Source organism: Bradyrhizobium sp. (assembly GCF_049581145.1).
Classification (GTDB): Bacteria; Pseudomonadota; Alphaproteobacteria; order Rhizobiales; family Xanthobacteraceae; genus Bradyrhizobium.
This window is the reverse complement of sequence record NZ_JBAURI010000788.1, coordinates 1-10,308: the sequence shown is the minus strand read 5'-3', so window position 1 is coordinate 10,308 and position 10,308 is coordinate 1. Positions and strand designations below refer to the sequence as shown.

The 10,308-nt window shown below is 64.5% G+C and carries 11 protein-coding genes; 5 read left to right on the top strand and 6 right to left on the bottom strand.

Features of this window, described 5'->3' with window-relative positions; all coding sequences use genetic code 11:
* The 4 genes from WCB02_RS26040 to WCB02_RS26025 form a co-directional block, all read left to right on the top strand.
* Positions 1-822, top strand: an 822-nt coding sequence (locus tag WCB02_RS26040; RefSeq protein WP_423962634.1) for an ATP-binding cassette domain-containing protein, incomplete at its 5' end; no start/stop codon positions are given.
* Complete coding sequence (locus tag WCB02_RS26035; RefSeq protein ID WP_423962633.1) at positions 819-1,955, top strand: ABC transporter permease; 1,137 nt, start codon at positions 819-821, stop codon at positions 1,953-1,955. The genes WCB02_RS26040 and WCB02_RS26035, both read left to right, overlap by 4 nt.
* 4 nt (positions 1,956-1,959) lie before the next feature.
* Positions 1,960-3,093 (top strand): ABC transporter permease, encoded by a 1,134-nt coding sequence (locus WCB02_RS26030; RefSeq protein WP_423962632.1) that lies wholly within the window; start codon positions 1,960-1,962, stop codon positions 3,091-3,093.
* 219 nt (positions 3,094-3,312) lie between these two features.
* Positions 3,313-4,029 carry a universal stress protein gene (locus tag WCB02_RS26025; RefSeq protein WP_423962631.1) on the top strand — a complete coding sequence of 239 codons (717 nt, stop codon included), beginning with the start codon at positions 3,313-3,315 and terminating at the stop codon, positions 4,027-4,029.
* Between the two features lie 22 nt (positions 4,030-4,051).
* Here WCB02_RS26025 and lon read toward each other — a convergent pair whose 3' ends face one another.
* From lon to WCB02_RS26000, 5 genes are all read right to left on the bottom strand, one after another.
* Positions 4,052-6,439, bottom strand: a complete 2,388-nt coding sequence (gene lon, locus WCB02_RS26020; RefSeq protein WP_423962635.1) for an endopeptidase La — start codon at positions 6,437-6,439, stop codon at positions 4,052-4,054.
* 9 nt (positions 6,440-6,448) lie between these two features.
* Positions 6,449-6,856 (bottom strand): Hsp20/alpha crystallin family protein, encoded by a 408-nt coding sequence (locus tag WCB02_RS26015; RefSeq protein ID WP_423962630.1) that lies wholly within the window; start codon positions 6,854-6,856, stop codon positions 6,449-6,451.
* 137 nt (positions 6,857-6,993) lie between these two features.
* Positions 6,994-7,386 carry a hypothetical protein gene (locus tag WCB02_RS26010; protein WP_423962629.1) on the bottom strand — a complete coding sequence of 131 codons (393 nt, stop codon included), beginning with the start codon at positions 7,384-7,386 and terminating at the stop codon, positions 6,994-6,996.
* Between the two features lie 267 nt (positions 7,387-7,653).
* Positions 7,654-7,932, bottom strand: a complete 279-nt coding sequence (locus tag WCB02_RS26005; RefSeq protein ID WP_423962628.1) for a hypothetical protein — start codon at positions 7,930-7,932, stop codon at positions 7,654-7,656.
* A gap of 198 nt (positions 7,933-8,130) precedes the next feature.
* Entirely contained in the window at positions 8,131-8,970 is an 840-nt protein-coding gene (locus tag WCB02_RS26000; protein WP_423962627.1) for a universal stress protein, read from the bottom strand.
* A gap of 223 nt (positions 8,971-9,193) precedes the next feature.
* Between WCB02_RS26000 and WCB02_RS25995 the strand changes: the two genes are divergently transcribed.
* Entirely contained in the window at positions 9,194-9,970 is a 777-nt protein-coding gene (locus WCB02_RS25995; RefSeq protein WP_423962626.1) for a trypsin-like peptidase domain-containing protein, read from the top strand.
* Positions 9,971-10,073: 103 nt separating this feature from the next.
* Here WCB02_RS25995 and WCB02_RS25990 read toward each other — a convergent pair whose 3' ends face one another.
* Complete coding sequence (locus WCB02_RS25990; protein ID WP_423962625.1) at positions 10,074-10,253, bottom strand: hypothetical protein; 180 nt, start codon at positions 10,251-10,253, stop codon at positions 10,074-10,076.
* Between the last annotated feature and the right edge of the window lie 55 nt (positions 10,254-10,308).

Here is a 10,308-nt window from a genome sequence, read left to right as displayed (position 1 = left end):
GGAAAATCCACCGTGATCCGCATCCTCTGCGGCCTGTTGCGAGCGTCCGCCGGCCGCGCCATGGTCGCGGGCATCGACGTGACGCGCGATCCCGAAGGCGTGCGCCAGCGCATCGGCTACATGTCGCAGAAATTCTCGCTCTACCGCGATCTCACGGTGGAAGAGAATTTGCGTTTCTTCGGTGGCATCTACCGGGTGCCTCGCGACGCGCTCGCCGAGCGCATGCGGTTTGCGATCGAGATGGCGGCCCTGGCGGGACGCGAGCATGCGCTGGTGGGGACGCTGGCCGGCGGCTGGCAGCAGCGCCTCGCACTCGGCTGCGCCGTGCTGCATCGGCCGCCGATCCTGTTCCTGGATGAGCCGACCTCGGGCGTCGAGCCGGCCTCGCGACGTCGTTTCTGGGAGCTGATCCATAGCCTGGCCGATGACGGCGTCACCTCGCTGGTGTCGACCCATTACATGGACGAAGCCGAATATTGCAACCGCGCGGCGCTGATCAATCACGGCCGGCTGATCGCAATGGGCAGCCCCGCGACGCTGAAACAGACCGCGCTCGGTGGTGAATTGCTGCTGGTCGAGACCGAGGCGCTCGGCGTCACGCTGGCGGCGCTGCATGAGGCGCCCGACGTCAGGGATTGCTCGGTGTTCGGCAGCTCGCTGCATCTGTTGGTCGCCGACGCCGAAAACAGCCTGAAGCAATTGCCGGCCTGGCTGGCCGCCAAGGGCCTGCCGCCGGCGCGGATGTCGCGGATCGCGCCGTCGCTGGAGGACGTGTTCGTGCAGCTGATCACGGCGGATGCCGCCAGCCGGGAGGCCGCATGAAGCTGCGGCGGATCAAGGCGATGGCGGTCAAGGAGGTGCTGCAGATCTGGCGCGACCCGCGCAGCCTGATGGTCGCCATGCTGCTGCCCTTCACCCAGATGTTCCTGCTGGGCTACGGCGTCACCCTCGATCTGAAGCACATCCCGATATGCACCTTCGATCGCGAGGCGAGCCAGCAGAGCCAGGACCTGCTCAAGCTGTTCGCGTCCTCGCAATATTTCAGCATCGCGCGCAATGTGCGCGGTTATCCGGAGATCGTGGCCGGGCTCGACAGCGGCGATTGCAAGCTGGCGATCGTGATTCCTCCCGATTTCACCGAGCGTCTCGCCGACAGCAGCGTCTCGTCCGTGCAGGCCATTCTGGACGGTACCGACGACAATACCGCGAACATATCGCTCGGCTATGCGCTTTCGGTCGTCAACGGCTATTCCAACGCCGTGAACCTCGACTGGCTCGATCGCCAAGGCCGCGAGCTGCAGCAGATTGTCCCGATGGTCACCCAGTCGCGGGTCTGGTTCAACGAGGATCTCGAAAGCCGCAACTTCGTGATTCCGGGCCTCGTTGCCGTGATCATGGCGCTGGTCGGCGCGCAGCTCACATCGCTGACGATCTCGCGGGAGTGGGAGCGCGGCACCATGGAGCTTCTGGTCTCGACGCCGGTGACCCCCGGCGAATTGATGATCGGCAAGCTCGCGCCCTATATCGCGCTGGGCTGGGTCGACGCGGCGTCCTGCCTGCTGATCGCGGCCTACTGGTTCGGCGTGCCCTATCGCGGCACCATTCTCGCGCTGTTCGCCACCACGACGCTGTTCCTCGTTGTCGTGCTCGGCATCGGCTACCTGTTGTCGGTCCTGATCCGCAGCCAGATCGGCGCGAGCCAGGTGGCGCTGCTGGTCACCATGCTGCCGACCACGCTGTTGTCGGGCTACGTGTTTCCGATCGACCAGATGCCGGTGCTGGTCCAGAAGATCACCTACCTGGTCTATTCGCGCTATTACGTCACGATCGTCAAGGCGCTGTTCCTCAAGGGCTCGAGCCTGATCGCGCTGTCGACGCCGATCCTGTGTCTCCTGGTTTACGCGACGGCGGTGATGGTGCTGGCGGCGCGCGCCTTTCGCAAGGAGCTCGCGTAAAGCCATGTTCGCGCGTGTCCATTCGCTGCTGGTCAAGGAATTCATCCAGCTCTGGCGCGACAAATGGGGGCGTTTCCGCCTGATCGTGCCGCCGCTGCTGCAGCTGCTGTTGTTCGGCTATGCCGCGACGTTCGAGGTCTACCACGTGTCGACCGCGGTGCTCGACCTCGACCATACCCAGGAAAGCCGCGAGCTGGTGGCGCGGTTCACCTCGAGCAACCGCTTCAATATCGTCGCCCAGGCGCAATCGCAGGACGAGGTCGACGCCATGATCGAGCGCAGCGACGCGGTGGTGGCGCTCACCGTTCATGCCGGTTTCGCGCAGCTCTTGCGTAAGGGCCAGGAGGCGCCGCTTCAGGTGGTGGTCGATGGCACCAACTCCAATACCGCGCTGATCGCGCTCGGCTACGTCAACACCATCGCCGCGCAGTTCTCGCAGGATTATGGCGCCGATCTCGCCGAGCGCCTGCAGGGCATCAACGGCATGGAGCAGGTGCATGTCAATGTCGAGCCGCGCCCCTGGTACAATCCCGATCTGAACGGCCGCTGGTTCTTCGTGCCGGGTGTGATCGCGACCATTCAGCTCATCATGCTGGTCAATCTCACGGCTTTTGCCGTCGTGCGCGAGCGCGAGGTCGGCACGCTGGAGCAGATCATGGTCACCCCGATCAGGCCGGCCGAATTCATCATCGGCAAGACCGTGCCGTTCTTCGTGGTGGGGTTGGGGCTCGCAGCCCTGGTCACGGTGGTCGGCATCGGCTGGTTTCAGATTCCCTTCGTCGGCAATCCCATGTTGTTCGTCGCCGGCGAAACCCTCTATCTGTTCAGCCTGCTGGCGCTGGGGCTATTGATCTCCACGGTGTGCGCCACCCAGCAGCAGGCGTTCGCGACCAATTTCTTCGTGCTCAATCCGCTGTTCATCCTGTCGGGGTTCAGCTTCCCGATTTCGAGCATGCCGAAGCTGCTGCAGTGGTTCACCTATGTCGACCCGCTGCGCTATTTCCTCGTGATCATCCGCAGCACCTTTCTCAAAGGCGTGGGAATCAGCGTGTTGTGGCCGCAATTCGCGGCGCTGGCCACGATTTCGACCGTGCTCCTGCTTGCCAGCATTCTCCGTTTCCGCAAGTCGCTCGAATAGTCGAATGTCGTGACAAAAGATCCTCCAATGACGAAACAACAGGCGTCTGCCGACAACAGCCACAACCGCAACATGCAGTAACGAGAGAGACCTTCCATGGCGCTGAAAACAGTTGCGGTATTCGTCGATCCCTCCGCCGAGGGCGAGGCGCGGGCCGCCTATGCCGTCAATCTGGCATTCCGTCACCGAGCCCACCTGATCGGGATCTTCGCGGCGCCGATGGGCTGGGATGGCAGCCCGTCGGAATCCTTCGTTCGCGGGCAGGCCGCGATCAGGCAGCTCATTGAATACCACGCAGCCAGCGAAGCGGCCGCGGCAACCGCGGCCAGCCGGAGCTTCTCGACGGTCTCGGGTCGCGAAGACATCAGCTGCGAGTTCCGCCTACTGCGTCATGGGGAAGCCAATGAGGGCGCCGCGTTGAATGCGCTGCATTCCGATCTGGTGGTCGTTGGTGGTCCACAAATGGATGGATTGCCGCGCGAGCGGTCGGCGGAATCGCTTCTGCTTGCCACCGGCGTGCCTTTCCTGCTGGTGCCGGAGCGCTGGGCGGGCGCCACAGCCGAGCACGTCATCGTCGCGTGGAATGCCAGCCGCGAGGCGCGACGCGCGATCGCCGACGCGCTTCCGCTTCTTGTCGCGGCAGGTTCGGTGACCATCCTGGTGGTGGATCCGCAGAAGAACTCCCGTCATGGCGAAGAACCCGGCGCCGATGTGGCGCTCTATCTATCGCGGCACGGGGCCAAGGTGACCGTCGAGCAGGTCCGGTCCAATGGCGAGCCGGTCGCCGAAATCATCCTTGGGTTCGCCGAGCGCCACGACGGTGACTTGATTGTCATCGGCGCTTACAGCCATTCACGAACCAGCCAGATGATCTTCGGCGGCGTGACCCAGCGCCTGCTGCAAGGCGCCACCGTGCCGTTGCTGATCTCGCATTGAGACGGCCACGCCGCGGCGGGTTTCACCCCGCGGCCGCGACCGGCTGCGGGGTCTTGGCGAGCGCGGCGGCGACCGCGTCATCGACGTGCTCGAGCCAGATGAAATCGAGTTTTTCGCGCGCGCCTTGCGGAATGTCATCGAAGTCGCGGCGGTTGCGTGCGGGCAGCATCACCCTGGTCAAGCCGGCTGCCGCGGCGGCGACGACCTTCTCCTTGATGCCGCCGACCGGCAGCACCAGCCCGCGCAGCGATATTTCGCCGGTCATCGCGGTGTCGTTTCGGACCGTGCGGTTGGTGAGCAGAGAGGCAAGCGCGGTGTACATCGCAACGCCCGCGCTCGGGCCGTCTTTCGGCGTGGCGCCGGCCGGCACATGGACGTGAATGTCGCTCTTCTCCAGGATCGACAGATCAATCCCGAGCTGGGACGCCCGGCTCTTGACCAGCGTCATCGCAGCCTGGGCGCTTTCACGCATCACGTCGCCGAGCTGGCCGGTCAGGATCAGCGCGCCCTTGCCGGGAACGCGGCTCGCCTCGATGAACAGAATGTCGCCGCCGACCGGCGTCCAAGCCAGGCCGGTCGCGACGCCGGGGATGCTGGTGCGCAGTGCGATCTCGCCTTCGAACCGGGGCTGGCCGAGAATGGCGGTGAGGTCCTTGGGCGCAATCGCGACGTGATTTGAGCTGCCTTCCGCGATCTCGACCGCGGCATGGCGCAACACCTTGCCGATCTCCCGCTCCAGCGAACGAACGCCGGCCTCGCGGGTGTAGCCCTTGATGATGAGCCTGAGCGCATCGAGGTCGATCTCGGCCTGTTCCGGCTTCAGGCCGTTGGCCTCGAGCTGGCGGCGCACCAGGTAGCGGCGGGCGATTTCCAGCTTTTCGTCCTCGGTGTAGCCCGCAAGGCTGATGATCTCCATGCGGTCTTGCAGCGGGCCCGGGATGGTGTCGAGCATGTTGGCGGTCGCGATGAAGACGACGCGCGACAGGTCGAACGGCACGCCGAGATAATTGTCACGGAACGTCCCATTCTGCTCGGGATCGAGCACTTCCAGCATCGCCGCCGACGGGTCGCCCTGGATGCCGCGGCCCATCTTGTCGATCTCGTCGAGCATCATGACGCAATTGCGTGCGCCGGTCTTCTTGATGGCCTGGATGATGTTGCCGGGAAGCGCGCCGATATAGGTGCGGCGGTGGCCGCGGATCTCGGCCTCGTCATGCACGCCGCCGAGGCTGACCCTGACGAAGGGCCGGCCCATGGCGCGGGCGATCGATTGCCCGAGCGAGGTCTTGCCGACGCCGGGCGGCCCGACAAAGCACAGGATCGGCGCCTTGCCCTGCGGCGCCAGCTTGCGGACCGCCAGATATTCGATGATCCGGCTCTTGATCTTCTGCAGCCCGAAATGATCCTCATCCAGGATGCGGCGGGCTTCCGCGATGTCGATGGTCTTTTCCTCCGGCAGGCTCCAAGGCAGGTCGATCAGCCAGTCTAGATAGCTGCGGACCATGCCGGCTTCGGCGGCAGCCTCGGGCATGCGCTCATAGCGGCGCAGCTCCTTCTTCGCCTGGCTCTCGGCCTCCGGCGGCATCTGCGCCTTTGCGATCGCCTCGGTCAGCTCGGTTACTTCCTGCGCCTTGCCGTCGCCTTCGCCGAGCTGGCGCTGGATGGTCGCCATCTGCTCGCGCAGGATCGCCTCGCGCTGACGATCGTCGAAGGCGGCCTTGGTCTTCTGCCCGATCTCGTTGCTCAAGCGCAGCACTTCGAGCCGCTCGGCCAGGTGACGCGAGACCTTTTCCATGCGCTGGGAGAGATCGACCGTCTCCAGGATCTCCTGCTTGTCCTGCGGCTTGATGTCCATATAGGAGGCGGAGAGATCGGCGAGCACGGCCGGCGACGTGGTGGCCTGGAATGCAGCCAAGAGTTCGGGCGGCGCCTGCGGCAGCAGCTGGATCGCCTCGATGGCCTGGCGTTTCAGGTTGAGAAACCGGGCCTCGATTTCCGGCGTGCTGGTCGAGGGCTCCGGAATCTGGAGAACGCGGGCGACCGGGAACGGCGTGCCGGGCAGGAAATCGAGCACGCGGGCGCGCTGCACGCCCTGGCAGACGATGTGGTGGGTATCTTCCGAGGCGGTGATGTAGCGGATGATGTTGGCGACGGTGCCGATCCGATGGAGATCGTCCGGGCCGGGATCGTCCAATTCGGCGTTTCGTTGCAGGAAAATCCCGATCGGCCGCTGCTCGCGCAGCGCCTGCTGGGCCGCGGCGATCGATTTCGGCCGGCTGATCGTGATCGGCGCGACCACGCCCGGAAACAACACGATATTGCGAACCGGGACGATGATCAGGGCATCGTCGGGAATGCGAACGCCAGCCGTGTCCGGTTTGGAGCTCGAGGGTTCGTTGAGGGGTGGCATGGCCATTCGTTATCCAGATTTCGTGAGGCGCAGGACGACACATCCGTTCGAGGCGAAGCGGCTGACCACGAAACGTCCCGCGGGCAGCGCGATGCGACGCTCGAACCGGCCCTGCGGCAGCTCGAGCCGATGGATGCGGGCGTTGCGCAGCTCCGGCGGCAGCGTTCGCTGGCCGCCGATGATCAGCAATCCGTTGTCGATCACCGCCTCGACCTTGTCGGGTTCGACGCCTGGAAGCGCAACGAAGATCAAGAGCTCCTGGTCGGTTTCCAGCACGTCGATCGGCGGCTCCCAGCAGGCCTCTCGTGGCCTGGCGGTCGATTGCAGACCGAAGAATTGCTGCTGCAGCCGTTCGGCCCTGGCCAGCGAATCGATCGCCTCGGACAGCATCCAGTTGAGGGGGTCTTTGGTCGGCATGGGGTCTCTCGATGCGAACGGGGCCAACATAAGCGCTGCCAGGGGCGAGCGGAAGTGGTGGAGGCCGTTGTCTCTCGCCCGATACGGTGCTCCACCGGGCCGATTGCGCCACCAAGTTGGGCTGATCGAGGCGGCGATCAGATACTGAAGCCGGAATAGGCGAGGTAGAGGCCGAGGACCAGCGTTCCGCCCATGTAGAAATAGAACAACTGTTCATAGTGCATGGCATCGAACAGTTTGGCGACCGCGGCAGGAGAAAGCGCCAGCAGTCCGGCGCCGCGGATCGTCATGACCCAGCCAAGCACGGTGACAGTGACGGGCAGGGCGCCTCCCGACCAGACGTTGTGACCAATGATCATGGCAAGCCCGCCGGCAAGGCTGATCAGTTCGACGAACAGCAAGAGCGGCGGATTCGCGATCAACGCCTTGAGGGTCGCGACCGCGCTTGGCTTATGCACCATCATGGCGAGCGCCAGGATGACGCAATACAGGCCGAGGAATTTTGCAAGAAAGATCGTCAAGGGCGACATGTGCCTCTCCCGCAGCGGGCGGCGAGCACGGATCAGCCCACTGCAGACGTCTGCAACGGTCGCGACCTTTTCCTGCGGCCTTTGTCATCGCGTTGACATGCGTCAACCTTGCCGGCGCTGACGCCAGAAAGCTCATCTCGGCAAACGGGAATAGGGCTTGCGCCGATCGATACAACGCAACGCCCCCCACTCATTTCCGCGGTCGGTAGCGCGAGGCCTTGCGCTCGGGGGTGGGCGGGGGAGCCGGGACTGGCGTCCCGGCATGCGTCAAACCGCAGGCCGGCTCTCGGCCAGCTGCTTCACCGTCTCGGGGACGGGGGTCTGGGGGCGACGGCCGAGCCAGCTCGGAATCTCAAGATAGCAGGTGCCCTTTTCGTTCATTGCGGCGACCGTCCACTTGCTGGGATGGCGCTCCTTGCCGACCAACACCCAATCGTCGGCGTCGGCGGGCGGTTGACCCGGGAATGTTCTCAGCCAGGCCGACTTGGCGCCCTGGGGAAGTCGATCTTGTTTCTTCTGGTAGAGGTCATAGACCGGCGCACGCATTTCGATACTTTCCTACGCAACGACACGGAGGCGAACGTCGAACACGGCAGCGGCGGAATTATGAAGCGCGTGCGTTCACGATGTGCCCATCATGCAGCGGGCCGGTGACTGGGTATGCGCCGTTCGTTCCGGTCGACACTTTGACGCGTATTTTATACGCCTTGCATTGCAGGGTTGTGGTGAACGTGGCGACTTCGATCAATGCGACATCAGCGTCGGCACCGTCATGGCCTGGATCGTGGCGCGCGTGACTCCCCCAAGTACTGTCTCCTGCAGCCGGGAATGGCCGTAGCCGCCCATGACCAGCAGATCGAGGCTCTCCTCGGCGGCCCAGGACAGGATGGTCGGCTGAATGTCGGACCGCGAAGCCGTCGTGGCCGCGACTTTTTCCGGCCGGCGGCCAATGCGGGCCAGATGCTCCGCAAGCCGTTCCGCCGACGCCTCGGCATAGCCGGAGTTCGGCTCGTTCACGGTGACGACCATCACCGCTTCCGCCTGCGCCAGGAAGGGCGCGGCATCGCGCAGCGCCCGCGCCGCGACGCGGCTTCCGTCCCAGCAGACGCCGATGCGCTTGGCCTTGAACGCGCCGCGGAAGACATAGGGGATGAACAGCACCGGTCCCCCGGACTGCAGCATGATCTCTTGCGCAATGCTGTTGTCGAAGGTCTTCTCGTCGGCATCGGGCTGCAGCACCACCGCCAGATCATAGACCCGTGCGGCGGTGCCAAGCGAAGCGGCGGCCTCGCCGGGAAAGGCGCTGTCGGCACGGCAGGCATAGGCGATGCCGGCATTGCGCGCTTCCGTTTCGAACAGGGCGAGCGCGGCCTCGGCGCGTTTTTTCGCCCGCTCGCGCTCCATTTCAATGACCGAGACGACGGCGGCGCCGCCGTCCATCACATAGGCCGTGCTTTCGGATATGTAGCCGATCGCGACCGCATCGAGATGGGCGCCGTAGGCTGCGGCAAGCGACACCGCGCCATCGACGACGGGCCGCATCTGGCGTTCCGTCGGAATATGAACCAGGACATCTTTGATCATGGCGGCCTTCTCCCACACCAATAAAGACAATTCTTCTTCCACCGCAGCGCGAGGCGATCGTTGATCCCGATCAACGATCGCGGGCGCGATGGCCGCGTCCATCGGCGACATTCGCTCCGCTTGCCACGCTTGCCGCCGCGTTGGCATTCCCTCGCATCGCTTGATCACGATCAATGCTTCCGGCGTGCGGCGCGTATGCTACGGCAATGGATCGGAGCGAGCGATGAGAAACAGCCTGCGCACAGGCGCGATGCGTGCGGCCCTGCTCTGCGTTTGCCTTCTTGCGCAGCCTGCATGGGCAGGCGAGGGATCGATTGGCAGTGGCAGCGCCCTGCCGCAAACGCTGGCGCCGCTGATCAAGCGTGTGCTGCCAAGCGTGGTCGGCATACACTCGACGATGCGCGCATCCTCCGATGATTCCGAGACAGTCGATCAGCAGGGCGGAGGTTTTCCCGACGCGCCGCCACCGCGCTCGCTGGATGTCCATGGCTCCGGCGTCATCGTCGACGCCGATGTCGGCCTCGTGGTGACCAGCGACCACGTCATTGCGCATGCGGAGGCGATGACGGCTACGCTGTCGGATGGCAGGCAGGTCGCCGCGCGCCTGATCGCGAGCGATCCTGACAACGACGTCGCGATCCTGCGGATCGAGGCGAACCATCTCGAAGCGATCTTGATGGGCGATTCCGATGGCCTCGAAGCCGGCGACTTCGTGCTGGCGCTCGGCGATTCGCTGGGGCTTGGCCAGAGCGCGACATTCGGCATGGTCAGTGGGCTGCATCGTTCCGCCCCTGGGCTCGGCGGCAAGGATCTGGTTCAGACCGACGTCTTGATCGATCGCGGCAATTCCGGCGGTCCGCTGCTCAACCTCCGCGGCGAACTGATCGGCATCAACATCGCTCGCGCGGGCTATGCCGCGACGGGCGGCGGCAGTTTTGGTTTCGCGGTGCCGACCGGCGCCATCCGCGCGCTGCTGGCGTCGGTGCGTCAGGTCAATTGAACGCGCGTCGCCGCACGAAACGAGGTTCCACGCAGAAACGCGCGTGAGCGGCGCCAGCCGATAATAAGCGGCGACGGCCTCTCCGCAGCCGACGGAGATAGTATCAGATATAGACTCCTGCGAGCGGCAGGACGCGCTGCAGGATTGCGCCGAGACAGATCAGCACGACCAGCAATTTGAGAAGATTGGCCAGGCGACGGTCGGCCGCAAATCTGTCGATGGCCCAAAAGCATATCGCCCCGATGACGATGATGATGAGAACGCCGATCAGGGCTGAAATCATGTCTTGGTCCCCCAACAATGTCAGATTATCTCGCGGCGCTTACCTTCCGCAAGTT

Bases quoted from the DNA above. Each gene is read 5' to 3' on its own strand.
- WCB02_RS26035 (WP_423962633.1), top strand. From the start codon at position 819: ATGAAGCTGCGGCGGATCAAGGCGATGGCGGTCAAGGAGGTGCTGCAG.
- WCB02_RS26030 (WP_423962632.1), top strand. From the start codon at position 1,960: ATGTTCGCGCGTGTCCATTCGCTGCTGGTCAAGGAATTCATCCAGCTC.
- WCB02_RS26025 (WP_423962631.1), top strand. From the start codon at position 3,313: ATGGGCTGGGATGGCAGCCCGTCGGAATCCTTCGTTCGCGGGCAGGCC.
- lon (WP_423962635.1), bottom strand. From the start codon at position 6,439: ATGCCACCCCTCAACGAACCCTCGAGCTCCAAACCGGACACGGCTGGC.
- WCB02_RS26015 (WP_423962630.1), bottom strand. From the start codon at position 6,856: ATGCCGACCAAAGACCCCCTCAACTGGATGCTGTCCGAGGCGATCGAT.
- WCB02_RS26010 (WP_423962629.1), bottom strand. From the start codon at position 7,386: ATGTCGCCCTTGACGATCTTTCTTGCAAAATTCCTCGGCCTGTATTGC.
- WCB02_RS26005 (WP_423962628.1), bottom strand. From the start codon at position 7,932: ATGCGTGCGCCGGTCTATGACCTCTACCAGAAGAAACAAGATCGACTT.
- WCB02_RS26000 (WP_423962627.1), bottom strand. From the start codon at position 8,970: ATGATCAAAGATGTCCTGGTTCATATTCCGACGGAACGCCAGATGCGG.
- WCB02_RS25995 (WP_423962626.1), top strand. From the start codon at position 9,194: ATGAGAAACAGCCTGCGCACAGGCGCGATGCGTGCGGCCCTGCTCTGC.
- WCB02_RS25990 (WP_423962625.1), bottom strand. From the start codon at position 10,253: ATGATTTCAGCCCTGATCGGCGTTCTCATCATCATCGTCATCGGGGCG.